The 26,584-nt window shown below is 71.2% G+C and carries 26 protein-coding genes; 17 read left to right on the forward strand and 9 right to left on the reverse strand.

Annotation, left to right across the window (positions count from 1 at the left end):
- Window positions 1–19 precede the first annotated feature (19 nt).
- The 4 genes from A3CE_RS0138530 to A3CE_RS0138545 are packed head-to-tail and all read right to left on the reverse strand — an operon-like array spanning window position 20 to window position 5,468.
- Window positions 20–1,147 carry a lactonase family protein gene (locus A3CE_RS0138530; RefSeq protein WP_020645445.1) on the reverse strand — a complete coding sequence of 376 codons (1,128 nt, stop codon included), beginning with the start codon at window positions 1,145–1,147 and terminating at the stop codon, window positions 20–22.
- A 42-nt stretch (window positions 1,148–1,189) separates the two neighbouring features.
- Window positions 1,190–2,578 carry a GntP family permease gene (locus tag A3CE_RS0138535; protein ID WP_020645446.1) on the reverse strand — a complete coding sequence of 463 codons (1,389 nt, stop codon included), beginning with the start codon at window positions 2,576–2,578 and terminating at the stop codon, window positions 1,190–1,192.
- On the reverse strand, window positions 2,575–4,170 hold the full coding sequence (locus A3CE_RS0138540) for an N-acyl-D-amino-acid deacylase family protein (protein ID WP_020645447.1): 1,596 nt from the start codon (window positions 4,168–4,170) through the stop codon (window positions 2,575–2,577). Before A3CE_RS0138540 ends, A3CE_RS0138535 begins: the two co-directional genes overlap by 4 nt.
- Window positions 4,170–5,468, reverse strand: a complete 1,299-nt coding sequence (locus A3CE_RS0138545; protein WP_020645448.1) for an amino acid deaminase — start codon at window positions 5,466–5,468, stop codon at window positions 4,170–4,172. Before A3CE_RS0138545 ends, A3CE_RS0138540 begins: the two co-directional genes overlap by 1 nt.
- A 151-nt stretch (window positions 5,469–5,619) precedes the next feature.
- On the opposite strand from A3CE_RS0138545, the gene A3CE_RS0138550 reads away from it, so the two are divergent.
- From A3CE_RS0138550 to A3CE_RS0138560, 3 genes are read left to right on the forward strand one after another with little or no spacing between them, the layout of a single operon-like run.
- On the forward strand, window positions 5,620–6,555 hold the full coding sequence (locus A3CE_RS0138550) for a sugar kinase (protein ID WP_245589836.1): 936 nt from the start codon (window positions 5,620–5,622) through the stop codon (window positions 6,553–6,555).
- Window positions 6,552–7,310: an IclR family transcriptional regulator gene (locus A3CE_RS0138555; protein WP_020645450.1), complete on the forward strand. Its 759-nt coding sequence runs from the start codon at window positions 6,552–6,554 to the stop codon at window positions 7,308–7,310. Before A3CE_RS0138550 ends, A3CE_RS0138555 begins: the two co-directional genes overlap by 4 nt.
- Window positions 7,310–7,693: a RidA family protein gene (locus tag A3CE_RS0138560; RefSeq protein ID WP_020645451.1), complete on the forward strand. Its 384-nt coding sequence runs from the start codon at window positions 7,310–7,312 to the stop codon at window positions 7,691–7,693. The genes A3CE_RS0138555 and A3CE_RS0138560 overlap by 1 nt, the downstream gene beginning before the upstream one ends.
- 15 nt (window positions 7,694–7,708) lie before the next feature.
- On the opposite strand, the gene A3CE_RS0138565 is transcribed toward A3CE_RS0138560, so the two are convergent.
- The 3 genes from A3CE_RS0138565 to A3CE_RS0138575 form a co-directional block, all read right to left on the reverse strand.
- Window positions 7,709–8,704, reverse strand: coding sequence for a 1-aminocyclopropane-1-carboxylate deaminase (locus tag A3CE_RS0138565; RefSeq protein ID WP_020645452.1), 996 nt, complete (start codon window positions 8,702–8,704; stop codon window positions 7,709–7,711).
- The gene (locus A3CE_RS0138570) at window positions 8,701–9,336 is read right to left on the reverse strand and encodes a GntR family transcriptional regulator (protein ID WP_376741596.1); all 636 of its coding nucleotides are present in this window, start codon (window positions 9,334–9,336) and stop codon (window positions 8,701–8,703) included. Before A3CE_RS0138570 ends, A3CE_RS0138565 begins: the two co-directional genes overlap by 4 nt.
- Before the next feature lie 252 nt (window positions 9,337–9,588).
- A complete protein-coding gene (locus A3CE_RS0138575; protein WP_125591546.1) occupies window positions 9,589–9,948 on the reverse strand; it encodes a DUF1844 domain-containing protein in 360 nt (119 codons plus the stop codon).
- 220 nt (window positions 9,949–10,168) lie between these two features.
- On the opposite strand from A3CE_RS0138575, the gene infC reads away from it, so the two are divergent.
- From infC to pheT, 6 genes are all read left to right on the forward strand, one after another.
- On the forward strand, window positions 10,169–10,768 hold the full coding sequence (gene infC / locus A3CE_RS0138580) for a translation initiation factor IF-3 (protein ID WP_245589652.1): 600 nt from the start codon (window positions 10,169–10,171) through the stop codon (window positions 10,766–10,768).
- Between the two features lie 67 nt (window positions 10,769–10,835).
- The gene (gene rpmI / locus A3CE_RS0138585; protein ID WP_013227847.1) at window positions 10,836–11,030 is read left to right on the forward strand and encodes a 50S ribosomal protein L35; all 195 of its coding nucleotides are present in this window, start codon (window positions 10,836–10,838) and stop codon (window positions 11,028–11,030) included.
- Between the two features lie 68 nt (window positions 11,031–11,098).
- The gene (gene rplT / locus A3CE_RS0138590) at window positions 11,099–11,476 is read left to right on the forward strand and encodes a 50S ribosomal protein L20 (RefSeq protein ID WP_020645456.1); all 378 of its coding nucleotides are present in this window, start codon (window positions 11,099–11,101) and stop codon (window positions 11,474–11,476) included.
- On the forward strand, window positions 11,473–12,288 hold the full coding sequence (locus A3CE_RS0138595) for a TrmH family RNA methyltransferase (RefSeq protein ID WP_260473741.1): 816 nt from the start codon (window positions 11,473–11,475) through the stop codon (window positions 12,286–12,288). Before rplT ends, A3CE_RS0138595 begins: the two co-directional genes overlap by 4 nt.
- A gap of 238 nt (window positions 12,289–12,526) precedes the next feature.
- Window positions 12,527–13,588 (forward strand): phenylalanine--tRNA ligase subunit alpha, encoded by a 1,062-nt coding sequence (pheS, locus tag A3CE_RS0138600; protein WP_020645458.1) that lies wholly within the window; start codon window positions 12,527–12,529, stop codon window positions 13,586–13,588.
- On the forward strand, window positions 13,588–16,158 hold the full coding sequence (gene pheT, locus A3CE_RS0138605; protein WP_020645459.1) for a phenylalanine--tRNA ligase subunit beta: 2,571 nt from the start codon (window positions 13,588–13,590) through the stop codon (window positions 16,156–16,158). Before pheS ends, pheT begins: the two co-directional genes overlap by 1 nt.
- 140 nt (window positions 16,159–16,298) lie before the next feature.
- Here the strand turns inward: pheT and A3CE_RS0138610 are convergent, their stop codons facing one another.
- Window positions 16,299–16,988 carry a DNA alkylation repair protein gene (locus tag A3CE_RS0138610; protein ID WP_020645460.1) on the reverse strand — a complete coding sequence of 230 codons (690 nt, stop codon included), beginning with the start codon at window positions 16,986–16,988 and terminating at the stop codon, window positions 16,299–16,301.
- 193 nt (window positions 16,989–17,181) lie between these two features.
- On the opposite strand from A3CE_RS0138610, the gene A3CE_RS0138615 reads away from it, so the two are divergent.
- Together A3CE_RS0138615 and A3CE_RS0138620 are read left to right on the forward strand one after the other, a co-directional pair.
- The gene (locus tag A3CE_RS0138615) at window positions 17,182–18,756 is read left to right on the forward strand and encodes an alpha/beta hydrolase (RefSeq protein WP_020645461.1); all 1,575 of its coding nucleotides are present in this window, start codon (window positions 17,182–17,184) and stop codon (window positions 18,754–18,756) included.
- Window positions 18,757–18,968: 212 nt separating this feature from the next.
- Complete coding sequence (locus tag A3CE_RS0138620; RefSeq protein WP_020645462.1) at window positions 18,969–19,466, forward strand: hypothetical protein; 498 nt, start codon at window positions 18,969–18,971, stop codon at window positions 19,464–19,466.
- A gap of 329 nt (window positions 19,467–19,795) precedes the next feature.
- Here the strand turns inward: A3CE_RS0138620 and A3CE_RS0138625 are convergent, their stop codons facing one another.
- Window positions 19,796–20,764 carry a helix-turn-helix transcriptional regulator gene (locus tag A3CE_RS0138625; RefSeq protein ID WP_020645463.1) on the reverse strand — a complete coding sequence of 323 codons (969 nt, stop codon included), beginning with the start codon at window positions 20,762–20,764 and terminating at the stop codon, window positions 19,796–19,798.
- Window positions 20,765–20,847: 83 nt separating this feature from the next.
- On the opposite strand from A3CE_RS0138625, the gene argC reads away from it, so the two are divergent.
- From argC to A3CE_RS0138655, 6 genes are read left to right on the forward strand one after another with little or no spacing between them, the layout of a single operon-like run.
- Window positions 20,848–21,876 carry an N-acetyl-gamma-glutamyl-phosphate reductase gene (gene argC / locus A3CE_RS0138630; protein WP_020645464.1) on the forward strand — a complete coding sequence of 343 codons (1,029 nt, stop codon included), beginning with the start codon at window positions 20,848–20,850 and terminating at the stop codon, window positions 21,874–21,876.
- On the forward strand, window positions 21,873–23,033 hold the full coding sequence (gene argJ, locus A3CE_RS0138635) for a bifunctional glutamate N-acetyltransferase/amino-acid acetyltransferase ArgJ (RefSeq protein ID WP_020645465.1): 1,161 nt from the start codon (window positions 21,873–21,875) through the stop codon (window positions 23,031–23,033). The genes argC and argJ overlap by 4 nt, the downstream gene beginning before the upstream one ends.
- The gene (argB, locus tag A3CE_RS0138640) at window positions 23,030–23,947 is read left to right on the forward strand and encodes an acetylglutamate kinase (protein ID WP_020645466.1); all 918 of its coding nucleotides are present in this window, start codon (window positions 23,030–23,032) and stop codon (window positions 23,945–23,947) included. Before argJ ends, argB begins: the two co-directional genes overlap by 4 nt.
- Complete coding sequence (locus tag A3CE_RS0138645) at window positions 23,944–25,146, forward strand: acetylornithine transaminase (RefSeq protein WP_020645467.1); 1,203 nt, start codon at window positions 23,944–23,946, stop codon at window positions 25,144–25,146. Before argB ends, A3CE_RS0138645 begins: the two co-directional genes overlap by 4 nt.
- The gene (gene argF, locus A3CE_RS0138650; protein WP_020645468.1) at window positions 25,146–26,072 is read left to right on the forward strand and encodes an ornithine carbamoyltransferase; all 927 of its coding nucleotides are present in this window, start codon (window positions 25,146–25,148) and stop codon (window positions 26,070–26,072) included. Before A3CE_RS0138645 ends, argF begins: the two co-directional genes overlap by 1 nt.
- On the forward strand, window positions 26,069–26,581 hold the full coding sequence (locus tag A3CE_RS0138655; protein WP_020645469.1) for an arginine repressor: 513 nt from the start codon (window positions 26,069–26,071) through the stop codon (window positions 26,579–26,581). The genes argF and A3CE_RS0138655 overlap by 4 nt, the downstream gene beginning before the upstream one ends.
- The last annotated feature ends 3 nt before the right edge of the window (window positions 26,582–26,584 follow it).

Genomic DNA, 26,584 nt, shown 5'->3' on the forward strand with positions numbered 1-26,584 from the left:
CTCCAGCGGGGACCTGAGGTCAGGCGAAGTAGACGGAGTTGACGCTGCCGACGGCCAGTTGGCCGGCGACCGCGCCGGGCAAGCCGGTGGCCGGGTCACGCGGCAGCCAGGTGACGGTGCCGGAACGCTGGTTCGAGACGTAGAACCGGCTTTCGGACGGGTCGAGGGCCACGTGCCGCGGCCAGTTGCCGCCGGTGGGCACGTTCGACACCAGCTTCAGCGTGGCGCCGGAGGCCGTGAACGTGGCCAGGGTGTTCGGACCACGGACGGTCGCGTAGACGAACTTCCCGTCGTTCGACACGAGGATCTCGCCAGGGAACCGGTCGCCGGTGCTCCCGGCGGGCACGGCCGGGACGACGGAGAGCGCTTTCAGCTTCCCGGCCGCCGCGTCCCAGCTCGCCACCGTCACCTCCGCCCGCAGTTCGCCCAGGATGTAGGCGAACTTCCCGGTGCGGTCGAACGCGAGGTGCCGCGGCCCGGCGCCCGACGGCAGCTTCAGCTGCTGGTGCAGCGAAAGCTTCCCGGCGGCGAAGCCGTAGACGTACACCGAGTCCGCACCCAGGTCGACCGCCAGCACCCAGCGGCCGCTCGGGTCGTTGACGACCTGGTGGGCGTGCGCGTCCCGCTCGGCACCGTGGTGGGTGACGAGGTCCGTGGCCGGTCCGAGCTTGCCGCCGGCCAGGATCGGCAGCACGACGACGCTGCCCGAGCTGTAGTTCGCGGCCAGCACGTACTTCCCGCTCGAATGCACCGAAAGGTGCGTCGGCGCGCCGCCCTTCGACGAAACCTTGTTGAGCAGCTTCGGTTTCGTGACGTCGGCGATGTTCAGTGCCGAGACGTAACCGGACGGGTCGCCTTCGTTGGTGACGTACAGCGTCTTGCCGTCGGCGCCGCGGTCGAACCACGACGTGTCGGTGATCCCCGGGATCGTCCGGAGCAGGGACAGCGCCGCGCCCGAACGGGTGGCGACGTCGAGGCCGTGCCCGGTCGCCCCGGTGGTGTAGCTGCCGATGTACACGGTCGTTCCGGCGAAGCAGCCCTTCTCCGTGGTGGCCGCGTCGGCGAACTGCGTGCCGAGAACGGTTGCCGCACCCGCGGCTCCGGCGGCGCCGAGGAACGTGCGACGGGAAAGTCCGGTCATCGTCATTGTCTCCCAACGGATTTCGGCGGCGACAGGCCCCAGTATGGTTTAGACCACGGCCATGAGCAATGCCGAAACCCCGAATCCCGAAACGGAAAGCACGGTTTCCAGCGCAGTCCAGGACTTGAGGGTCTGCGGCACGGTGAGGTTGAAGTACCGCGAGACGATCCAGAACCCGCCGTCGTTGACGTGCGAGGCGATGATCGACCCGGCCGAGATCGCCATCACGAGCAGGGCCAGCTGGATCTGCGAGTAGCCGAGCTGGGCCACGCTCGGCGCGATGATCCCGCTCGTGGTCACGATGGCGACGGTCGCCGAGCCCTGCGCGATGCGCATGCCGCAGCTGATGACGTACGCCGCGAGCAGCACGGGCAGCCCGGCGTCGTGCAGCGAGTCGGCCACGGCCTTGCCGATCCCGGTCGCCGAGAGCACCGCGCCGAAGAACGCGCCCGCGCCGACGACCAGCAGGATCATCGCCACCGGCCGCAGCGACTTCGCGGCCAGCTCGTTGAGGTCCTTGCCGGTGAACCCGCGCCGCAGGCCGAGCAGCCAGGACGCGAGCAGGACGGCGACGGTCAGCGCGACCGCCGGGGTCCCGATGAACGCGGCGACCCCGGCGAGCGCCGAGCCCTTCGGCAGCCAGATGCTGCCGAACGTGCCGGCCAGGATCAGCACCAGCGGCACCGCGATGATCGCGGCGACCAGGCCCAGCGACGGCGGGTTCTCTTCCTGCTCGCCCTCTTCTTCGGCGAAGACCATGTCCTCCGGCACGTCGACGACGATCCGCTTGCCGATCCACGTCGAGTACAGCACGCCGCCGATGAGGAACGCGGGGATCCCGCAGGCCAGGCCCATCAGGATGATCCAGCCGAGCTCGACGTGCAGCAGCCCGGCCGCGGCCACCGGACCCGGGTGCGGCGGCAAGAAGGCGTGCGTGATCGACAGGCCGGCCAGCAGCGGCATCGCGTACAGCACCAGCGACTTGCCACCCTGCTTCGCGGCGACGTAGACGAGCGGGGCGAGCACGAAGATGCCGATGTCGAAGAACACCGGGATGCCGAAGACGAACCCGGCCACGCCCATCGCCAGCGGTGCCCGTTTCTCGCCGAACGACCGCAGCAGCGCGCCGGTGAGCACCTTCGCGCCGCCCGAGCGTTCCAGGATCGACCCGAGGATCGTGCCGAGGCCGATGATCGCCGTGATGTGCCCGAGGATGCTGCCGAACCCCTTTTCCAGCAGGGAGTCCGACGCCTTCTGGGCCGACCCGACGATCGTCCCGACGGGCAGGCCCGCGGCCAGCGCGGTGAGCAGGCCGACGACGATGAGGGCGATGAAGGGTTCGAGCCGCAGCTTGATGATCAGCGCCAGCAGGACGGCGATCGAGACGGCGGCGAGCGTGAGCAGGCCGCCGGTGGTGTGTTGCAGCCAGTGGATCATCGGGCTCTCCCGGGGTTGCGCAGGGAACGGCCGGCGAGGGCGCCGGTGGGACGGCCGTCGTCGAGGGCGGCGACGCCGTTGACGAAGACGGAGGTGATCCCGGCGGCAGCCTGCCGGGGATCGTCGAAGGTGGCGGTGTCGGTGATCGTTTCGGGGTCGAACAGCACGAGGTCGGCGGCGTACCCGGCGCGGACCAGCCCGCGGTCGGCCAGCCGCAGCCGCCGCGCGGCCCGCCCGGTCAGGTGGGCGACGCACTCGGCGAGGTCCAGCACGCCCAGTTCGCGGACGTACCGGGCGAGGTAGCGGGGGAAGGTGCCCCACGCTCGCGGGTGCGGCCGCGCGCCGACGAGCAGCCCGTCGCTGCCGCCGGTGTGCGTGGAGTGCCGCATGATGGCCTGGACGTTCTCCTCGTGCCCGACGTGCATCAGGCACGACGTCCCGAGCCGTTCGTCGAGCAGCGTGTCGAAGTACAGGTTCGCCGGGGTGGTTCCGGCCGTTCGCGCGGACGCGGCGACGCTGTGCCCGACGAGGTGGGCGTTGCGTTCGTTGCGGACGCCGTTGATTTCGATGGCGTCCCAGTCGATCGGGACGCCGTGCGCACCGTCCGAACCGGACTCCTCGATCGCCGCGCGGATCCGCTCGCGTTCGTCCACATCGGACAGCCGGGTCAGGGTGGCGTCGAGGCCGCCTTCGGCGGCCCAGCTCGGCAGCAGCGCCGAGAGGTAGGTCGCGCCCGGCAGGTACGGGTAGGTGTCCAGGGAGATGTCGCAGCCGTCGTCGAGGGCGTCGTCGAGGAGCTTCAGCAGGTCGGGCGCCTTGCCCTTGTTGACCGAGAAGTTCATCGTCGCGTGCGCCAGGTGCAGGGGACAGCCGGACCGGCGCGAAACGTCGATCATTTCGGCGAACGCCGCCAGCGCGCCCTTGCCGTAGCTGCGGTGGTGCGGGCTGTAGAACCCGCCCCGCTCGCCGACCACCCGGCACAGCTCGACCAGCTCGCTCGTCTCCGCGTACATCCCGGGCGTGTAGGTGAGGCCGGACGACATCCCCATCGCGCCCTCGGCCAGCCCGGTGGCGACGAGTTCCTTCATCCGGTTCAGCTCGGCGTCCGTGGCGGGGCGGTCGTCCCAGCCGACGGCGAGCATCCGGACCGTGCCCTGTGGCACCAGGTACGCCGCGTTGACGGCGACGCCCTGGTCGAGGCGGTCGAGGTACTCGCCGACCGAGCGCCAGTTCCAGTCGAAGCCCGGCGGGTCGTCGTTCCAGCCCGCGAGCTGCTGCCGGAGTGCTTCGAGCACGACGTCGTCGACGGGTGCGTACGAAAGCCCGTCCTGGCCGAGTACCTCGGTCGTCACGCCCTGGGTGATCTTGGCCGGGTGGTCCGGGTTGACCAGCAGCTGCAGGTCGGAGTGCGAATGCATGTCGATGAACCCGGGCGCGAGCACGAGCCCGTCGGCGTCGATCGTCCGGCGCCCGGCGAGCGAACCGGCTTCGGCGACGCTCGCGATCTTCTCGCCGGTGACGCCGACGTCGTGCCGGGTGAGCGCGTCGCCGGTGCCGTCGGCGACCAGCGCGCCCCGGAAGACGACGTCCATCAGAACCACGTCCGGACGTAGCCGACGACGGTTTCGCCGTCGGCCGCGGTCACCGGCAGCAGCGGCCACTTGTCGAACACCGTGCAGGGGTGGGACAGGCCGAGGCCGATCCAGTCGCCGACCTCGACCGGGGAGCCCGGGGGAAGGGTGAGGAAGGCGTGCTGGTCGTTCATCTTCGCGACGACGTGCCCTTCGAGCGGCTCCGCGGGCCCGGCCGGCGTCCGGCGCAGCTGCGGCTCGGGCATGCCCTCGTCGAAGGACGCGTCGCGTTTGCCGAGGGTCAGCAGGGCGAGGGTGTCCGACGGCTTCGACGTCACCTGCGCCCACGCCCGGAGCGCGGGCCGGAAGGAGTCGACGCCGTCGATGCGCGGGTGGTCGCCGAGCGGGGAGATCTCGCGGTAGAAGCCGTCGTCGTGGGTGAGGTACGCGCCGCTGCGCAGCACGGGCAGCACGTCGAGACCCGCCGGCCACGGTTTCGTGAGTTCGTTCGCGACCTGGTCGAAGTACGCGCTGCCACCGGCGGTGACGATGATCTGCCCGTCGAGGAGTCCCTTGTCCGCGAACGAGATCGCGAGCTCACGCAGGCCGTCCACATAGGAGCTGATCTTCGCGAGCGCGGCTTCGTCGGTGTCGTGCGAGAGCGCGCCCTCGTAGCCGCCGGTGCCGCGCAGGCGCAGCACCGGGCTCGCGTCCACCGCTTCGGCGATCGCCAGCGCGGTGGCGGTGTCGCGGACGCCGGTGCGGCCGCCCTCGGCGCCCAGCTCGACCAGGACGTCGACCGGGCGTCCGGCTCCTCGCAGGGCTTCGGTCATCAGCTCGACGCCGCGGACCGAGTCGACCCAGCAGAGGAACTCGAACGCCGGGTCCGCCGCCAGCTCGGCGGCCAGCCACCGCAGGCCCGACGGGTCGAGGAACTGGTTGGCCAGCAGGATCCGCGAGACGCCGAAGGCGCGGTAGATCCGGAGGTGGCCGGCGTTCGCGCAGGTCACACCCCACGCGCCGTGCTCGATCTGGCGCGCGAACAGCTGCGGTGCCATGGTCGTCTTGCCGTGCGGGGCGAGGACCACACCGCGGGCGAGGCACCACTCGGCCATCGTCCGCAGGTTGTGCTCGAGCGCTTCGTCGTCGAGGACGACGAAGGGGGCGAAGAACCCGTCGGTGAACAGGTTGAGCCGGCGGTCCGCGGCTTCGTCCAGGGTGAGGCCGCCCAGCGCGGGCGCGGCCGAGCGAAAACGCCAGTCGATCCGCTCCTGGCGGAGGGCGTCGAGCGCGGCGGGGTCGATCAGGCAAGGATTCATCGGCGGCGACCTCTGTTGCGTATGTTGCAACGACTGTTGCGCATGCTGCGCGCCATAGGTGTAGCATCCGGGTCGCCACAGGTCAACGGGGTGAAGGGCAGGGAGACGGACAGTGACGAGCGGGCCCGAGGTGCTGTGTGTGGGCGAGTCGATGGCGCTGTTCGTGCCCGCCGAACCCGGCCCGCCGGACGAGGTGAAGCAGTGGACGCGCACGATCGGTGGCGCCGAATCGAACGTGGCCTGCAACCTGCCGACGCTGGGGGTCCGCAGCGGCTGGGTGAGCGCGGTCGGTGACGACCCGTTCGGCCGGGCGATGCTGCGGGAGGTCGCTGCCCACGGCGTCGACGTCAGCGCGTGTTCCGTCGACCCGCTGCGCCCGACCGGGCTCTACGTCAAGGAAAGCGGCGCCGGCGGTAGTCCCGTGCGCTACTACCGGACCGGCTCGGCCGCGTCCGGGATGGGCCCGGCGCTGCTTGATCGGCTCGACCTCGACGGCGTCCGCGTGCTGCACCTGTCGGGGATCACGCCCGCGCTGTCGGACAGCTGCCTCGCGCTGGTGCGCGCGCTCTTGGACATGCCCCGCGGCGACCGGCTGATCTCATTCGACGTCAACCTGCGCCCGGCGCTCTGGACCGGCCGTGACCCGGGGCTGCTCGCCGAGCTGGCCGGTCAGGCGGACATCGTCCTGACCGGCGACGACGAAGCCCGGCAGGTGTGGGGGACCGGCGACCCGGCGAAGCTGCGGGCCCTGCTGCCGGGGCCGCGCACGCTCGTCGTCAAGCACGGCGAACGCGGCGCCACCCTGGTCGAAGGCGAGCCGTTGTTCGCGCCCGCGCTGAAGGTCGACGTCGTCGAGCCGGTCGGGGCGGGCGACGCGTTCGCCGCCGGGTTCCTGGCCGCGACGCTGCGCGGCGCCACGCCCCTGGAACGGCTGCGGCAGGGGCATCTCCAGGCCGCCGTCACCCTGCTCACCCACGACGATGTCGGCGTGCCGCTGCCGCCCCCGGTCGTGGCTACCCTGCTGCACGCGGACCCGGACGAGTGGCGTTCGGCGCGGCTGACCGGAGAGGGCGTGGTGCTGACGTGAGTCAAAGCCTGGACCGGGCGCTGACGTTGCTGGGGTCGATCGCGAAGGACGCGCGCACCCTCGACGACCTCGCCGACGAGATCGGCGTGCACAAGTCGACGGTGCTGCGGCTGCTGCGCACCCTCGAACAGCACCACTTCGTCCGGCGGGAGGGCGCCCGGTACTACCGGCTGGGCAGCGCCATGTTCGACCTCGCCAACCAGGCCCTCGATTCCTTCGACGTCCGGCGCAGCGCCCAGCCCGCGCTCGCCGCCCTCAACGCGCGCACCGGGCACACCGTGCACCTGGCCAGCTACGAGGACGGCGAAGTCGTCTACATCGACAAGTTCGAAGGCAGGCACTCGGTGCGGATGTACTCGCGCATCGGCAAGCGTGCGCCGCTGCACTGCACCGCGGTGGGGAAGGTGCTGGTCGCGGCCATGCCCGCGGGCCGCCGCGAGGAGATCGCGCGGTCGATCGAGTACCCGGTGCGGACGCCGAACACGATCACCACGCCCGAGGCCTACCTCGCCGAGCTGGAACGCGTGGCCCAGCTCGGGTACGCCGTCGACAACGCCGAGCACGAGGACTTCATCCACTGCATCGCGGCGCCGGTGCGAGGGACGGGTGGCGAAGTCCTCGCCGCCGCGTCGATGTCGGTGCCGAAGGTGCTGCTCGACTACGAAGGCCTGCTCGCCCTGGTCCCGGACCTGCGGGCGGCGACGCACGAAGCTTCCGTCCACAGTGGATGGACGGGGAACGGAAAGGGGCACTGATGAGCAAGACGGCAGTTTCCACCGAGAACGCGCCGAAGCCGCCGGCGATGTTCTCACAGGCCGTCCGCAAGGGGAACCTGCTGCAGGTCGCCGGCCAGGTCGGGTTCGACCCGGCGACCGGCGCGATCGTCGGCGACGACGTCGCGGGCCAGACCCGGCAGACGTTCAGGAACATCGAAGCCGTGCTGGCCGAGGCGGGCTCGAGCCTCGCCGACGCGATCATGGTGCGGGTGTACCTGACCGACACGGCGCACTTCGCGCCGTTCAACGAGGTCTACAACGAACTGATCGGCGACGCCCCGCACGCCGCGCGCACGACGGTGTACGTCGGCCTCCCGGGTGAGCTGCTCGTCGAGATCGACGTGCTCTGCGTGCTGGACTGACCCGGTGCCGGGCGGTCAGCCCAGAACGCTCGTGTAGCCGTTCAGGGCTGGCTGCCCGCCGAGGTGGGCGTAGAGGACGTTCGCGTCGCGCGAGATCTCGCCGTTCTTGACGAGGTCGATGAGCCCGGCCATCGACTTGCCCTCGTAGACGGGGTCGGTGATCATGCCTTCCAGCCGGGCGCACGTCTCGATCGCGTCCACAGTGGACTTGTCGGGGACGCCGTAGATTCCGGCGTGGTAGCGGTCGTCGAGCTCGACGTCGGGGATCTCCCCGGAACCGATCAGTTCGGCGGTGTTGCGCGCGATGCGCGTGACCTGCTCGCGGGTCTCGTCCGGTTTGGCGGAAGCGTCGATGCCGAGGATGCGTCGCTTCTTGCCGAGGGTGGTCCCGGCGATCATCCCGCCCTGGGTGCTGCCGGTGACCGAGCAGACGATCACGGTGTCGAAGAAGACACCGAGTTCTTCCTCCTGCTTTTCGAGCTCGACGATCCAGTTCGCGAAGCCGAGGCCGCCGAGCCGGTGGTCCGAGGCGCCGGCGGGGATGGCGTACGGCTTGCCGCCTTGCTCTTCGATCTCGGCGACCGCGTTCTCCCACGCCTCCTTGAACCCGATGCCGAAGCCGGCCTGGACGAGCCGGACGTCGGCGCCGAGGATGCGCGAGAGCTGGATGTTGCCGACCTTGTCGTAGAGCGGGTCGTGCCAGTCGACCCAGCTTTCCTGCACGAGCACGGCTTTCAGTCCGGCGCGCGCCGCGGCGGCCGCGACCTGCCGGGTGTGGTTGGACTGGACGCCGCCGATCGAAACGAGGGTGTCGGCACCCTGGGCGAGCGCGTCGGCGACGAGGTACTCCAGCTTGCGGGTCTTGTTCCCACCGAACGCGAGGCCGGAGTTCACGTCTTCGCGCTTGGCCCAGATCTCGGCGCCGCCGAGGTGTTCGGTGAGGCGTTCGAGGGGGTGCACCGGCGACGGGCCGAAGAGCAGGGGATAGCGCGGGAAGTCGGCCAGGGTCATCGGTCCTCCAGGAGGTCGGTCCAGATCGTGGAAATCACGGAGACGGCTTCGTCGGTGTCGCGCTTCTCGAGCGCGTCGATGAGCCGTGTGTGGCGCTCGACGGAGTTCCAGGCGAGCGCGGAGCTGAACCGGGCGTGCTCAAGCCGGCGAAGCAGCGGCGTGTAGCGGTCGAGGGTCGCGGCGACGGCGGCGTTGCCGGCGAGGCGCACGGGGATGTCGTGCAGGTCGTCGTCCGCTTTCACGGCGGCCGCGGCGTCACCGGCCTCGATCGCGGCGGCGAAGCGGTCATTGGCCGCCCGCATGGCGGCGAGGTCGTCCGGACGGCATTTCGGCACGGCCTGCCGGACGGCGAACTCGTGCAGTACCCGCACGATCTCCCGGGCATCGAGCACATCCCGCGACATGACATCGGAGACCCGGGTGTAGCTCTGCGGCTTCGAGTCGACGAGCCCCTCTTCGGCCAGGCGGCGCAGAGCTTCCCTCACGGGGGCTTTCGAGAGCCCGAGTTGATCGGCGAGATCGCCGTCGCGCAGCGAAGCACCGGACGGCAGCGTCCCGTCGACGATGGCCTGGCGGATGCGGTCGTACGCCTCGTCGCGCAGCAACGGGCGAGTGACCTTCGAGAGACTCACATCTAACATGTTAGATGTCGGCAGCCGTGCTTCGCCAGGTCTGATCGGTCACATGAGGCGGCCTGGCCTGGCCGGTCATATCCAGCGGTCTTCGCGGGTCGGCTCGCGGTTGTCCACAGGCAGCCCGTGATGTGGACAACCGCCCCGCGGCCCCCGCCTTCTCCGGCTTTCCGTCCGGCGCCCCCGATACACTGGACCTGGGGACGCCCCCCGGAGAGGGCGGGGGATGTTCGGGGCGGGGTGCGGCCGCGGTCAGTAGACCGGGCCGGTGTACTTTTCCCCGGGCCCCTGCCCGGGCTCGTCCGGCACGGCCGAAGCTTCCCGGAACGCCTTCTGCAGCGACTGCAGACCGTCCCGCAACGGCCCGGCGTGCAGGCCCAGGTACTCGGCGGAGGCCGTCACGAGCCCGGCCAGCGCGGTGATCAGGCGGCGCGCTTCGTCGAGGTCGCGGTGCGGGGAGGTGTCCGGGTCGGCGTCGGCGAGGCCGAGCCGTTCGGCGCCCGCGGACAGCAGCATGACCGCGGCGCGGCTGATCACCTCCACGCTGGGGATGTCCTCCAGGTGGCGGGCTTCCGGGGAATACGGGGGCTGTTGCGAAGGTTGTTCCGGCACGTCTGGTACCCTTCCACGAGCGACCAGCCCCCGAGCGATCGGGGGCGGCAAGTGGAGCCCCGCTCCCACCCGCGTCACCGTACAGGTGTCCGGGTCCGGTCTCGCCCGGGCGTGAAGTCCAGGGTGAAGTGCCCGGCTTCGCAGCCGGGTGCGATCGGAAACAGAGTGGGCCCCGCACACCGAATGGTGTCGGGGCCTTCGCTATGTGGGCACCAGGTCGATGAACAGGAAACATTCCTCGGACCAAGGAGGCCCCATCAGCTCCGAGACACGCATCAACGACCGAATCCGGGTGCCGGAGGTCCGTCTCGTCGGACCCGCCGGCGAGCAGGTCGGCATCGTCCGGATCGAGGATGCGCTGCGCCTGGCGCAGGAGAACGACCTCGACCTCGTCGAGGTCGCGCCGCAGGCCCGCCCGCCGGTGTGCAAGCTCATGGACTTCGGCAAGTTCAAGTACGAGAGCGCGCAGAAGGCCCGCGAGTCGCGGCGCAACCAGCAGCTGACCGTCATCAAGGAACAGAAGCTGCGCCCCAAGATCGACCAGCACGACTACGAGACCAAGAAGGGTCACGTGTCGCGCTTCCTGGCGGCGGGCAACAAGGTCAAGGTCACGATCATGTTCCGCGGTCGCGAGCAGTCCCGGCCGGAGCTCGGCTACCGGCTGCTGCAGAAGCTCGCCGAAGACGTCACGGAGCTCGGCTTCGTCGAATCGTCGGCCAAGCAGGACGGCCGCAACATGATCATGGTGCTGGCCCCGCACAAGAACGTGAAGCCGAAGGCGAAGGCCGAGGCGGCTCCCGAGCCGACCCCCGACGCGTAGGCGCCGACCAGCACGAGTCAGCGGCTCACCGGTTCTCCGGTGAGCCGCCGCACGAAAGAGGACCGAAATGCCGAAGATGAAGACCCACAGCGGGACGTCCAAGCGCATCCGCAAGACGGGTACGGGCAAGCTGCGCCGCCAGATGACCGGCCGGCGCCACCGCATGGAGAAGAAGTCCAGCCGCGTGACCCGCCGTCTCGAGGGCACCACCGAGGTGTCGAAGACCGAGGCCGGCCGTCTCAAGCGCCTGCTCGGCATCTGATCCCGCAGAACTTGCTCTGACCACCCGGGGCGTCCCCCTTCGCCCCCCTAGATCGACAGGATGGACCCGTGGCACGCGTCAAGCGGGCGGTAAACGCCCAGAAGAAGCGTCGCGCAACTCTCGAACTGGCCAGCGGCTACCGCGGCCAGCGTTCGCGGCTGTACCGCAAGGCCAAGGAGCAGACGCTTCACTCGCTGAACTACGCCTACCGGGACCGCCGTGCCCGCAAGGGTGACTTCCGCCGCCTGTGGGTCACCCGCATCAACGCGGCCGCCCGCGCCAACGGGGTGACCTACAACCGGTTCATCCAGGGCATCAAGGCCGCGGGTGTCGAGGTCGACCGCAAGATCCTCGCGGACCTGGCCGTCAACGACGCCGCCGCCTTCACGGCGCTGGCCGAGCTCGCCAAGGCCAACGTCAACACCGGCGAAGCGAAGTCGGCCTGACCGGCGGCTTTTCCCGACCCGGGGCGGATCCGTTCACCGAGCGGACCCCCCGGGTCGTTGCTGCGCGCAAGCTGACGCGGCGCGCGGAACGCGACAAGACCGGCCGGTTCCTGGCCGAGGGCGCCAACGCCGTCGAGGCCGCACTGGCCGGCGGCACCGTGCACGAGCTGTTCGTCACCGAGCGCGCGGCGGCGCAGCACGCCGGCCTGCTCGACGCGGCCCGTGAGGCCGGCGTCGCCGTCTCGCCGATCACCGACCGCGCCGCGGACGGCCTTTCGGAAACCGTGACGCCCCAAGGCATCGTGGCCGTCTGCGCGCTGCTGGACCGCCCGCTCGAAGAAGCCGTGACGCCGGCCGCCAAGCTCGTGGTGATGCTGGTGGACGTCGCCGACCCCGGCAACGCGGGCACGGTGATCCGCGTCGCCGACGCGGCGGGCGCCGACGCCGTGGTCCTCGCGGGCGATACGGTCGACCCCCACAACGGCAAGTGCGTTCGCGCGGCCGCCGGCAGCCTGTTCCACCTGCCGATCGCCCGCGTCCGCGACGTCGCCGCGGCACTGGCGGCCTGCTCGGCCGCCGGCCTGCGGACGTTCGCCGCCCACGGCTACGCCGAAGCCGAACTCGATCGGGTGGACCTCGCCGTGTCGACGGCGTGGGTGTTCGGCAACGAGGCCCACGGCCTGCCGCCCGACGTCCTCGACCGGACCGACCTCGCCGTCCGGATCCCCCTGTACGGCCGGGCCGAGAGCCTGAACCTCGCCACGGCGGCGGCCGTCTGCGTCTACACGAGCGCGATGGCGGCACGCCGCTGACCAGCGGAGATTCTTGTTCTGGCACCTCCGTGCCCGGCAGTGTCGTGCGGCAGTCGTGCGGCCGTGCCTGCTCGCTCCGCCGAAGCGTTCCGGGCTCGCCGACCGGGCCGCCGCCTGGCTCCGAGGGCGACCGGGGCCGCGCCGACCCGATCCCATAGACTTTTCCCACCTTTGACCTCTCGCGTGCCACGTGTCCGACGGCTCGCGAACGACCAGTCCCAGCGGACGCCGAGGAGTTATGTCCGGAGCCACGGAGAAGGAAGCCCAGGGCGCGGTGCTCGCCCCCGAAACGCTGCAGGAGGCGGTCAAGACCGCCGAAGCGGCGTTCGCCGCCGCGACCGGGCTCGAAGCGCTGGCCGAGGTCAAGCCGGCTCACCTCGGCGACCACTCGCCGCTGCTGCTGGCCCGCCGCGAGATCGGCGCCCTGCCCAAGCAGGAGAAGGCCGAGGCGGGCAAGCGCGTCAACGAGGCCCGGCAGGCCGTCCAGTCGGCCTTCGACAAGCGCCGCGCCGAGCTCCAGGTGGAGCGCGACGAGCGCGTGCTGCGCGAAGAGGCCGTCGACGTCACCCTGCCGTGGGACCGCGTCCCGCGGGGTGCCCGGCACCCGATCAGCACCGTCTCCGAACGCGTCGCGGACGCCTTCGTCGCGATGGGCTACGAGGTCGCCGAGGGCCCGGAGCTCGAAGCCGAGTGGTTCAACTTCGACGCGCTGAACTTCGGCAAGGACCACCCGGCCCGCCAGCTGCAGGACACCTTCTACGTCGGCGAGGAGGACTCCGGCCTGGTGCTGCGCACGCACACCTCGCCGGTGCAGGCCCGCACGCTGCTGCACCGCGACCTGCCGGTGTACGTCGTCTGCCCGGGCCGGACGTACCGCACCGACGAGCTGGACTCGACGCACACCCCGGTGTTCACGCAGGTCGAAGGCCTCGCGGTGGACAAGGGCATCACCATGGCGCACCTCAAGGGCACGCTCGACGCCTTCGCCCGCGCAATGTTCGGAGAGAACTCGAAGACGCGGCTGCGCCCGCACTTCTTCCCCTTCACCGAGCCGTCCGCCGAGGTGGACGTCTGGTTCGAGGAGAAGAAGGGCGGCCCCGGCTGGGTCGAGTGGGGCGGCTGCGGCATGGTCAACCCGAACGTGCTGCGCGCCTGCGGCGTCGACCCCGAGGTGTACTCGGGCTTCGCTTTCGGCATGGGCATCGAGCGCACCCTGCAGTTCCGCAACGGGATCCCGGACATGCGCGACATGGTGGAAGGCGACGTCCGCTTCACCCTTCCCTTCGGAACGGAGGCGTAGTGCGAGTCCCAGTCAGCTGGCTGACCGAACACCTCGATCTCGCTGAGGAGGTCACGCCGCAGGACCTGGCCGACGCGTTCGTGCGGATCGGGATCGAGGTAGACGACCTCAGCGAGCTCGGGCCCGTGACCGGCCCGCTGGTCGTCGGCCGGGTGGCCGAGGTCGAGGAGCTCACCGAGTTCAAGAAGCCGGTCCGGTTCTGCCGCGTCGACGTCGGCGAGCCCACCGACGAATCCGAGGTCCTGGACGACGAGGACGAAGAGCTCGACGACGAGGACGACGAAGCCGGCGAGTTCGACGAGGGCCCGCACGGCATCAAGACCCGCGGCATCATCTGCGGCGCGCGCAACTTCGCCGAGGGCGACCTGGTCGTCGTCGCGCTGCCCGGCGCCGTCCTGCCCGGCGACTTCGCCATCGCCTCCCGCAAGACCTACGGCCGGATCAGCGACGGCATGATCTGCTCGGCGCGGGAGCTCGGCCTCGGCGACGACCACACCGGCATCCTCGTGCTGCCCTCGGGCACCGCGAGCCCGGGCGACGACGCCCAGGAACTGCTCGGCCTGAACGACTCGGTGATCGAGCTCGTCCCGACCCCGGACCGCGGCTACGCGCTGTCGATCCGCGGCCTGGCGCGCGAGCTGTCGAACGCGCTGGACGTGCCCTTCGGCGACCCGGCCCTGCTGGAGGTCCCGGCGGCCGAGGGCGAGGCCTGGCCGGTCCGCGTCGAGGACCCGGAAGGCTGCCCGCGGTTCGTGCTGCGCCGGGTCACCGGCCTGGACGCGACCGCGCCGACCCCGTGGTGGATGCGGCGGCGGCTGATGCTGGCCGGCATCCGGTCGATTTCGCTGGCCGTCGACGTCACGAACTACGTGATGCTCGAGCTCGGGCACCCGCTGCACGCGTTCGCCACCAAGGCCATCCAGGGCGACCTGGTGGTGCGCCGGGCGGCGCCGGGCGAGAAACTGACCACTTTGGACGATGTCGAGCGCGCGCTCGACCCGGACGACATCGTGATCGCCGACGACAGCGGGGTCATCTCGCTGGCGGGCACGATGGGTGGCGCGAGCACCGAGATCACGACGGAGAGCACCGACGTCCTGCTCGAGGCGGCGCACTGGAACCCGGCCGCGATCAGCCGCACGGCGCGTCGGCACAAGCTGTTCTCCGAGGCCGCCAAGCGGTTCGAGCGGTTCACCGACCCGCAGCTGTGCGCGGCCGCCGTCGAGCTGGCCGCGCGGCTGCTGCGCCAGTACGGCGACGCCGCCATCCAGCCCGGCCGCACCGACGAGGGCGTGGTCGAGCCGGACCCGGCGGTCGTGATGCCGATCAACCTGCCCGACAAGGTCGCGGGCGTGGACTACCAGCGCGGGGTGACCGTCCGCCGGCTCACCCAGATCGGCTGCAAGGTCTCGGTCGGCACCGGCGACGACGGCACCGGCCTGGTCACCGCCATCCCGCCGAGCTGGCGAGGCGACCTGCGCCAGCCGGCCGACCTCGTCGAAGAGGTGCTGCGGCTGGAGGGCTACGACAGCATTCCCTCGACGTTGCCCGCCGCCCCGGCCGGCCGCGGTCTGACCGACGCCCAGCGGCGCAGCCGCAACGTCGCCCGCGCCCTGGCCGAGGCCGGGTACGTCGAGGTGCGGCCGTTCCCGTTCGTCGGCGACGCGGTGTGGGACGCCTTCGGCCTGCCTGCCGACGACGTCCGCCGCAACACCGTCGTGGTACGCAACCCGCTGGAGGCCGACCGCAACCGGATGGCCACCACGCTGCTGCCCGGCCTGCTCGACACGCTGCAGCGCAACGTTTCGCGCGGAATGAAGGACGTCTCGCTGTTCCACATCGGCCAGGTGGTTCTGCCCGCGCCGAACCCGCTGAAGATGCCGGACCTCGGCGTCGACCGGCGGCCGACGGACGAGGAGCTGGCACTGCTCGAAGCGGCCGTGCCGCAGCAGCCGCTGCACGTCGCCGTGGTGCTCGCCGGTCACCGGCACCGCCCCGGCTGGTGGGGCCAAGGCGAGCAGGCGAGCTGGGCCGACGCGGTGCAGGCCGCCCGGACGGTCGCCGAGGCCGCCGGGGTCGAGCTGACCGTGCAGGCCACCGACCTGCCCCCGTGGCACCCGGGCCGCTGCGCCCAGCTGCGGGTCGGCGACTGGCCGGTCGGCCACGCCGGCGAGCTGCACCCCAAGGTGGTGGAGGCCCTCGGCCTGCCGCCGCGGACGGTCGCGATGGAGCTGGACCTGGAGGCGATCCCGCTGCCGGATTCGCGCCCGGCGCCCAGCGTGTCCGGCTACCCGCCGGTGCTGCTGGACGTCGCCCTGGTGGCGGCGGCGGACGTGCCGTCGGCGGACCTCGCCGCGGTGCTGCGCGCCGGAGCGGGCGAGCTGCTGGAGGAAATCACGCTGTTCGACGTCTACGCCGGTGAGCAGGTCGGCGAGGGCAACCGGTCGCTGGCCTACAAGCTGCGGTTCCGCGCCGCGGACCGCACCCTGACGATCGACGAGGCGACGAAGGCCCGCGACGCGGCGGTCGCCGCGGCGGGCGAGCGGTACGACGCGACTCTCCGCGCGTAGCCACCGCGCACGACGCACAAGAACACGACGTACAAGAAGAGGGGCCGGCGCACCGGCCCCTCTTCGCGTCTCAGGACCATGCCGCGAAGCAGCCGAGCGCGCGAGCCGACCCTCCGGACACCTCCGCCCGCAGCCGCACTTCACCCGATGTGCTTGAGCGCCTCCCGGCGGGACAGCCCGGACAGGCCCGGGTGCTCGTCCACGAATGACCGCACCCAGTCCGGTGCCGTCTTCGCGTACTCCCGCAGGGCCCAGCCGATTCCCTTGCGCAGGAAGAACTCCGGCTCGGCGATCGCGGGCTCGATCGCCCGGGTGAGCAGGTCGGTGTCGGTGGCCTCTTTCGCGCCGACCTGGCAGATGATCGCCGTACGCCGCCGCCAGAGGCTCCGGCCGGCCGCCCAGTCCAGCATGACCGGAGTGACCTGGGCACGGGCGGATCGCAGGATCGGCCCGATCCTGCGGATGGCCAGCTCGTCCACGTAGTCCCACCACGCCCCGCTGACGATCATCTCTTCGTACATCGGGATCGCCCCGGGGGCCTGCCACTGCCGGTATGCCCGATATCCGGAAAGATCGATGGCCGCGTAGCGCTCCTCGCGGAATTCGGCGGTCCGCCACAACTGGAGGACGGTCGCCGAATACGTCACTCGATCGGGCAATATGTGCTCGGCCAGCACCCGCTTGAGGAGCGCGCTGCGCTGGGGTTTCGCCACGCCGCGGAAGGGCATGGCCGACTTCATGTACGCCCGCATCGCCGGTGCCTTCCCCGGGTCGGCCGCCTCGGCCAACCCGGCGCGAACCGCCTTGACCAGCTCTTCGTCCGCGTTCATCCGTCCTCCCCACCTGCTCCCGAGGGCCGCAGCGTACTGCCGGCCACCGACAGTTCCGCTGCGTGATGGGCGGCTCAGGTACCGACGAAAGGCGGATGGCGGAAGTCGCGTCGGTCAGCGAGATTGTCCAGGGTTGCCGGTAGTTTCGCCGGAATCCGGCGAACTCTGTCGAACGCGGACGAAAAGGATGACTGTGAAAAGAATCGTTGCCGCCGTCGCCGCCGCGGGGCTCGCGGCCGGGCTGATGGCCGCGCCCGCCGCCTCGGCGGATCCCGGGGCGCAGTTCACCCCGGCGCCGATCGCCTGGGGTCCGTGCACGTCGGCGAGCCTCAAGGCCGCCGGCGCCGAGTGCGGTTTCCTCGAAGTGCCGATGGACTACGCGCACCCGGGCGGGGCGAAGGTCTCCGTCGCGGTCTCTCGGATCAAGCACAAGACCCCGCGGTCCCAGGGGATCATGCTGGTCAACCCGGGCGGCCCCGGCGGCTCGGGCCTCGGCCTGTCGGTGCTCGGCAAGTACGTGCCGAACCACGCCGGGGACAACTACGACTGGATCGGCTTCGACCCGCGGGGCGTCGGGTCCAGCAAGCCCGCGATCAGCTGCGACGGGAACTACTTCAGCTACAACCGGCCCGCGTACGTGCCGACCACGCCGCGGCTGGAGAAGACGTGGCTCGCCCGCTCGAAGGGCTACGCCGACGCGTGCCGCAAGAACGGCGCGATCCTCGACCACGTCAAGACGACCGATGTCGCCCAGGACATGGACAGCCTGCGCAAGGCGCTGGGCGAGAAGCAGATCAACTACTACGGCTTCTCCTACGGCACCTACCTCGGCCAGGTGTACAGCACGCTGTACCCGAAGAACGTCCGCCGGATGGTGCTCGACGGCAACGTCGACCCGCGGAAGGTCTGGTACCAGGCCAACCTCGACCAGGACGTCGCGTTCGACAAGAACATCAAGATCTACTTCGACTGGCTGGCCAAGTACGACGACGTCTACCACCTGGGCAAGACCGGTGACGCCGTCGAGAAGCTCTGGTACGCCACCCAGCGCAAGCTCGCCAAGAACCCGGCGGGCGGGGTCATCGGCGGCGACGAGTGGACCGACATCTTCCTCCAGGCCGGCTACTACGTCTTCGGCTGGGTCGACATGGCGAAGGCCTTCGACGGCTACGTGCACCAGGGTGACTGGCAGACGCTGAAGGCGCTCTACGACGACTCGAACCCGCCCGGCAACGACAACGGGTTCGCCGTCTACCTGGGTGTGCAGTGCACCGACGTGCAGTGGCCGACCGACTGGAACCGGTGGCGGATCGACAACTGGCTGACCTACTTCAAGGCCCCGTTCGAGACCTGGGGCAACGCCTGGTTCAACGCGCCGTGCGTGTACTGGCCGGCGAAGGCGGGCAAGCCGGTCGACATCGACGGCAGCAAGGTGGCCGGTGCGCTGCTGATCAGCGAGGAGCTCGACGCCGCCACGCCGTACACCGGCAGCCTCGAGGTCCGGAAGCGGTTCCCGAACTCGAGCCTGATCAGCGCGCCGGGCGGCACGACCCACGCGGGTTCGCTGTCCGGGGTGTCCTGTGTGGACGACAGGATCGCCGACTACCTGGCCACCGGCACGCTGCCGAAGCGCCGGCCGGGTAACCACTCGGACGTCCAGTGCAGCCCGGTGCCGCCGCCGGTGCCCGACGGCGCGGCGGCACAGAAGTCGGACAACACCGCGAAGGCTGCCCAGGAGAGGCAGCTGGACCGGCTGCTGCACTTCTGAGCGGAAGAAGCGGAAGTAGCTCCCCACGGTGCCCCGGTCCGGTTCGCCCGGACCGGGGCACCGTCTTGTCCGCCGGTCTCTCATCGTCGCCTCCTCGTGACGGTTCGTGGTCATCCGGGACGTTAGGGGAGGGGTCCGACAATTTCGGAGCGAAGTCGCCCGTGAGCAGGGCGTGGCCGGAAATTGTCGGGGGTGCGCGCTAGCTTCACGGCATGTCGATCACCGAAGAGCGCCGGACCGAGATCCGGGCAAACGGAATCACCTACCAGATCGTGGTCGCGACCAGGACGGACGTCGACCGCGCCGAACCCACCCCCAGGGTGATGATCACCCTGGAAGCCGGTGGACCCGGCGGCGAACCGGTCGCCGAGGGCAGCCTGGACCTGGACGCCGAGTTGGCGGACGCGGTGGCCGACCTCGTGGCGGACGGATTGCTGTCCGCGACCGGCACGGGCCGGGCGCCGCGGCGAAGATCCGCGGGGCGTCCCGCCCAGCAGGGCCGCCCGTGGAACGAGGAGATGGACGCGGAGCTGGAGAGCCGGTGGATCGCGGGGGAGAGCGTCGCGGAGATCGCGGCGCACTTCGAGCGCACCCCCGGCGGCATCCGTGCCCGGCTGCCCCGCGTGGGCTGCGACCCGGAGAACCCGGGCTGCTACCTCCCCGTCCCGCCGAGCAGGCGCACGGACCTGGACGAGGGCGAGCCGAGCTGAGCCGGCGGTGGGCCGGTCCACAGTGGACCGGCCCACCACCGGCCGTCGTCCCTTTTCTCCTTCCTGAACGGAGTTGTTCCGATGAGCTTCGATCTCGTCGTGTGGCATGCGTCCACGGTCGCGACCGTGGAAGAAGCCGACCGCACGTACGAGCAACTTGTGACCCGCGCACCAGATGCGGTCGCGGCGGATCCGCGGGCTGTTGCGTTCCACCGTGAGCTGACCGCGCGCTATCCACCTTGTCCTCCCTGCCCATGGAGCAGCACGCAAACAGTCCATGGTGCTGTGATCCGGCCGTCGTTGGCGAGGGCGTGCTCACACACCGCCGGTCAGTCCCGCGCGCCGGAACCCGCTGCTGCTGCGGCGCGGGCCGCGAGCGCCTTCAGGTGTTCGACCAGTTCCCGCGGTTCCTCGGCCGTGAACGCGCAGCCGAGCCCCAGCAGCCGGAACGCGAGCCAGTCCAGCGTGTCCGGGTGACTGCGCCACCGGCAGCGGCCGTCGTCCAGGTCGGTCAGCTCGCCGGCGGTCACGCCGAGGCGGGGCGCGATCTGCGCCGCCGGTTCCGCCAGCACGGCCACCGCCCGGAACGTCGGCGCGAGGTCGTGGAGCCGGTCGACGACGTAGGCCGCCAGATCGGTGGCAGGCGGCTGCCGTGGGGCGACGCGGCCGCCGGTCGCCTGGGCGTCGCGGACCCGGTCGGCCCGGAAGATCCGCCAGTCCGCCCGGTCGAGGTCGTAGGCGACCAGGTACCAGCGGCGGCCGGCGGCCACCAGCCGGAGCGGCTCGGCCCGGCGCCGGGTCTCGGTCCCGTCGTTCGCGCGGTAGTGGAACCGGGCCGTCTCGTGGTTGGTGATCGCGCCGGCGAACACCGTCAGCTGCGCCGGGTCGACGACGGGTCCGCCGGCCGGCGCGGCGACGGTCGCCGTGCCGATCGTGGCCACCCGGCGGCGCAGGCGGGCGGGCAGGACCTGCTCGAGCTTCGCCAGCGCCCGCACGGACGCCTCCTCGATGCCGTCGACGGTCTGCCCCGCCGCGGTCCGCAGGCCCACCGCGATCGCGACGGCTTCTTCGTCGTCGAGCACGAGCGGTGGCATCGCGGTGCCGGCGACCAGCCGGTATCCGCCCGTGACGCCGCGGCTGGCCTCGACGGGGTAGCCCAGGTCGCGCAGCCGCTCGACGTCGCGGCGGATCGTGCGCGGGCTGACCCCGAGCCGGTCGGCCAGCTCGCTGCCCGGCCACTCCCGGGGCGTCTGGAGCAGCGAAAGCAGGCCGAGCAGCCGCGCCGGGGTGTCCGTCATCCACCCAGCATCCCAAGGTGGCCGGGACCACTTCCCGGTAAACCTGTTTGTTTAGCCTTGCAAGGGCGTGCATAATCATGCGTATGACGGTGAACATCGCGGTGGCCGGAGCCAGCGGGTACGCGGGTGGTGAGCTGCTGCGCCTGCTCCTGACGCATCCCGAGGTCGAGATCGGTGCGCTCACGGCCGCCAGCAGCGCGGGCACGAAGCTGGGCGTCCACCAGCCCCACCTGGTCCCCCTCGCCGACCGTGTCCTCGCCGAGACGACCCCGGAGACGCTGGCCGGCCACGACGTCGTGTTCCTGGCGCTGCCGCACGGGCACTCCGCCGGGATCGCGGCGCAGCTCGGCCCGGACGTCCTGGTCGTCGACCTCGGCGCCGACCACCGCCTGGCCGACGCGGGTGACTGGCAGCGCTGGTACGGCGGTGACCACGCCGGCCAGTGGCCGTACGGCCTGCCGGAACTGCCCGGCGCCCGCGAGAAGCTCGCCGGCACCAAGCGCGTCGCCGTGCCCGGCTGCTTCCCGACCGGCGGGTCGCTGGCGCTGGCGCCCGCGTTGGCCGCCGGGCTCGTCGAGCCCGACGTGACGGTCGTGGCGGTCACCGGCACCTCCGGTGCCGGCAAGAGCCTCAAGCCGAACCTGCTCGGCTCCGAGGTGATGGGCTCGGCCAGCGCGTACGGCGTCGGCGGCGCGCACCGCCACACCCCGGAGTTCGCCCAGAACCTCTCGGCCGTCGCGGGGGAGAAGGTCACCGTGTCCTTCACCCCGGTGCTCGCGCCGATGCCCCGTGGCATCCTCACCACGGCGAGCGCCCCGCTCAAGGCCGGCGTCGACGAGGCGTCCGCCCGCGCCGCCTACGAAAAGGCCTACGACGCCGAGCCGTTCGTCCAGCTGCTGCCCGCGGGCGCCTGGCCGGCCACCGCGTCGACGCTCGGCTCGAACAACGTCCAGCTGCAGGTCGCGGTCGACACCGACGCGCGGCGCCTGGTCGTCGTCGCCGCGATCGACAACCTCACCAAGGGCACCGCCGGCGGTGCCGTCCAGTCGATGAACCTGGCCCTCGGCTTCCCCGAGACGACCGGCCTTTCCACCGTAGGAGTCGCACCGTGACCGTCACCGGCCCCCAGGGCTTCCGCGCCGCCGGCGTCGCCGCCGGGATCAAGGCCTCCGGCGCGCTGGACCTCACCCTGGTCGTCAACGACGGCCCGCTCGACGTCGCGGCGGGCGTCTTCACCCGCAACGTGATCAAGGCCGCGCCGGTGCTGTGGTCGCAGGAGGTGCTCAAGCAGCAGCGGCTGAAGGCCGTCGTCCTCAACTCGGGCGGTGCCAACGCGGCCACCGGCCCCGGCGGCTTCCAGGACACCCACGCCACGGCCGAAAAGGTCGCCGAAGTCCTGGAAGCGGGTGCGATCGAGGTCGCCGTCTGCTCCACCGGACTGATCGGCGAGCGGCTGCCGATGGAAGCCGTGCTGGCCGGCGTGGACACCGCGGTCAAGGCCCTCGACACGAGTGCCGAAGCGAGCTTGAACGCCGCCAAGGGCGTGATGACCACCGACAGCAAGCCGAAGCAGGCCTTCGCGAAGCACGACAGCGGCTGGAGCGTCGGCGGCTTCGCCAAGGGCGCGGGCATGCTCGCGCCGAACCTCGCCACCATGCTGTCGGTGCTGACCACCGACGCCGTCGTGGACAAGGCCACCCTCGACCGTGCCCTGCGCGCGGCGACCCACGTCACCTTCGACCGGCTCGACGTCGACGGCGGCACCTCCACCAACGACACCGTCCTGGTCCTGGCGTCCGGCGCGAGCGGCGTCGAGCCCACCGAGGCGGAGCTCACCGGGCTCCTCACCGCGGTGAGCCACGACCTGGTGCTCCAGCTGCGCGCGGACTCCGAGGGCGCCACCAAGGACGTCGACGTCACGGTGCAGGGGGCGGAATCCGAAGCCGACGCCATCGCCGTGGCCCGCACGATCGCCGAGGACAACCTGGTCAAGACGGCGTTGTTCGGGTCGGACCCGAACTGGGGCCGGATCGCCATGGCGCTCGGCCGGGTCCCGGCCCGCATCGACCCGGAGACCGTGTCGATCGCGATCAACGGCGTCACCCTGTTCGCGCAGGGGATGCCAGCCGCCGACCGGTCCGAGGCGGACCTCACCGGCCGGGCCATCGAGATCGTCGTCGACCTCGGCGTCGGCGCGAGCGCGGCGACCGTCTACACCACCGACCTTTCGCATGGTTACGTGGAAGAGAACAGCGCGTACTCCTCATGAACCAGGAGGCTCTGATTTCCGCGGACGAAAGACTCGCGACGGCGGCCGAGAAGGCCGGTGTGCTCATCGAAGCGCTGCCCTGGCTGCAGCGGTTCCACGGTGCCACCGTGGTGGTGAAGTACGGCGGCAACGCCATGATCGACGACCAGCTGAAGGCGGCCTTCGCCGAGGACATGGTGTTCCTGCGGCTGGCCGGCCTGCGGCCGGTGGTCGTGCACGGGGGTGGTCCGCAGATCACCGCGATGCTCAAGCGCCTCGGCGTCGAGGGCGAGTTCAAGGGCGGCCTGCGGGTCACCACGCCGGAGACGATGGACATCGTCCGGATGGTGCTCACCGGCCAGGTCAGCCGCGAGCTCGTCGGGCTGATCAACGCCCACGGGCCGTACGCGGTCGGCATCTCCGGCGAGGACGCCCGGCTGTTCACCGCCGAGCGCAAACAGGCCACTGTGGACGGTGAGCAGGTGGACATCGGCCTCGTCGGCGAGGTCGCCGAGGTCAACCCGGACGCGGTGCTCGACATCGTCAACGCCGGGCGCATCCCGGTCGTGTCCACGGTCGCCCCGGACGTCGACGGCGTCGTGCACAACGTCAACGCCGACACGGCCGCGGGTGCGCTCGCGGCCGCCCTCGGGGCCGAAAAGCTCGTCGTGCTCACCGACGTCGAAGGCCTCTACGCGAACTGGCCCGACCGGTCGTCGCTGATCGACCGCGTCCGCGTCGACCGGCTCGAAACCATGCTGCCCACCCTGGCCAGCGGCATGATCCCGAAGATGGAGGCGTGCGTGCGCGCCATCCGCGGCGGCGTGCGCCGGGCACACGTGATCGACGGCCGCCTCGCCCATTCCGTGCTGCTGGAGGTCTTCACCTCCCGCGGCATCGGCACCATGGTCTTCCCCGAAACGGAGCTCCCGTGACCGACCTCAAGTCCAATGTGGACGGCCAGGCGCACTGGCAGTCCGCCCTGATGGACAACTACGGCACGCCCAAGCTGACGCTCGTCCGCGGCGAGGGCGCGAAGGTGTGGGACGCCGACGGCCAGGGGTACGTCGACCTGGTCGGCGGTATCGCCGTCAACGCGCTCGGCCACGCCCACCCGGCGGTCGTCGAAGCCGTCACCGCGCAGATCAAGCAGCTCGGCCACACCTCGAACCTGTACATCAACCCGGTGACCGTCGAGCTCGCCGAAGCGCTGCTCGACGTCGCCGGCCTCACCGGCCACGGCAAGGTGCTGTTCGTCAACTCCGGCGCCGAGGCCAACGAAGCCGCGCTGAAGATCAGCCGCCTGACCGGGCGCACCAAGGTGGTCGCCGCCGAAGGGGCGTTCCACGGCCGGACCATGGGCGCGCTGACGCTCACCGGCCAGCCCGGCAAGCGCGACCCCTTCAAACCGCTGGTGCCCGGGGTGGAGCACGTGCCGTTCGGGGACGTCGAAGCGCTCAAGGCCGCTGTCGACACCGACACCGCGGCCGTGTTCCTGGAGCCGGTGCTCGGGGAGGCCGGCGTGATCCCGGCGCCGGACGGCTACCTGCAGGCCGCTCGCGAGATCACCAAGGCCACCGGCACGCTGCTGGTGCTCGACGAGGTGCAGACCGGCATCGGGAGGCTCGGCACCTGGTTCGGCTACCAGCAGGCCGGCATCGTGCCGGACGTGATCACCCTGGCCAAGGGCCTCGGCGGCGGGCTGCCGCTGGGTGCGGTGATCGGCGTCGGCGCGGCGGGCGACCTGCTCGAGCCCGGCCACCACGGGACCACCTTCGGCGGCAACCCGGTGTGCTGCGCGGCCGGGCTGGCCGTGCTGAAGACCATCGCCGCGGACAACCTCCTGGACCACGTCTCCGCACTGGGCAAGGACATCGCGGCGGGGGTCGAGTCGCTGGGGCACCCGCTCGTCGCCGGGGTGCGCGGCGCGGGGCTGCTGCTCGGCATCGCCCTCAAGCAGCCCGTCTCGGCCGCGGTCGCCAAGGCCGCCCAGGACGCCGGCTACCTCGTCAACCCGATCGCCCCGGACACGATCCGGCTCGCGCCGCCGCTCGTGCTCGACGGCGGGCAGGCCGAAGGCTTCCTCGCCGCCCTCCCGAACGCGCTCGACTCCACCACGAAGGACTCCGACTGATGCTCCGCCACTTCCTCCGCGACGACGACGTCAGTCCCGCCGAACAGAAGGCCATCCTCGACATCGCCGACGCGCTCAAGGCCGACCCGCTGGGCACCAGGACCCTGGCCGGCAAGTCGATCACGGCGATCTTCGAGAAGAACTCGACCCGCACCCGGTTCTCGTTCGAGGTCGGCATCAGCCAGCTCGGCGGGCACCCGGTGATCGTCGACGGCCGGTCCATGCAGCTCGGCCGCGAAGAGACCATCGAAGACACTTCGCGGGTCCTGTCGCGTTACGTCGACGGGATCGTGTGGCGCACCTTCGCGCAGAAGCGCATCGAAGCGATGGCCTCGGCCGCGTCGATCCCGGTGGTCAACGCGCTCACCGACGAGTTCCACCCGTGCCAGGTGCTCACCGACCTGATGACGATCCGCGAGCGCAAGGGGAAGCTCGAGGGACTCACCCTCGTCTACCTCGGTGACGGCGCCAACAACATGGCGCACTCGCTCCTGCTCGGCGGGGTCACGGCCGGCATGCACATCCGGGTCGTCTCGCCGGTCGGCTTCCAGCCCGACCAGGGCGTGATGCTGGACGCGAAGAAGCGGGCGAACGAGACCGGCGGCACCGCCACCGTCTTCACCGACCCGTACGCGGCCGTCGACGGCGCGGACGTGCTGGTCACCGACACGTGGACGTCGATGGGGCAGGAGAACGACGGGCTCGACCGGGTCGGCCCGTTCCGCGCGCTCCAGGTCAACACCGAGCTGCTGAAGAAGGCCGCGGACGAGGCGATCGTGCTGCACTGCCTGCCGGCGCACCGCGGCTGGGAGATCACCGACGAGGTCATCGACGGGCCGGCCAGCGCGGTGTGGGACGAGGCCGAGAACCGGCTGCACGCCCAGAAGGCGTTGCTGGTCTGGCTGTTCGAAGAGAGCCGGCGATGACCAGCAGCCGGGTGGGGCGGCAGGCGCGGATCACCGAGCTGGTGTCCACCATGACGATCCGCAGCCAGACCGAGCTGGCCAAGCTGCTGGCCGCCGAGGGCATCGAGGTCACGCAGGCGACGTTGTCGCGCGACCTCGACGAGCTGGGCGCGGTCAAGCTGCGGGGGCCGGACTCGGGGGCGCCGGTCTACGTCATCCCCGAGGACGGCAGCCCGGTCCGCGGGGTGCAGGGCGGCACGTCACGGCTCTCGCGGCTGCTGGCGGAGCTGATGGTCTCGGCGGACTCGTCGGGCAACCTGATGGTGCTGCGGACCCCGCCCGGCGCGGCGCAGTTCCTGGCCAGCGCGATCGACCGGGCCGCCCTCGAAGAGGTCGTCGGCTCGATCGCGGGCGACGACACGGTCGCCGTGATCGCGCGGGAGCCCCTGACCGGCAAGGGCCTGGCCGAGCGGTTCGCCGCGCTCGCCGACCGTTCGGCGAACGAACCAGGAGACGAAGGAACGGCTTGACCG

Source organism: Amycolatopsis balhimycina FH 1894 (genome assembly GCF_000384295.1).
Lineage (GTDB): Bacteria > Actinomycetota > Actinomycetes > Mycobacteriales > Pseudonocardiaceae > Amycolatopsis > Amycolatopsis balhimycina.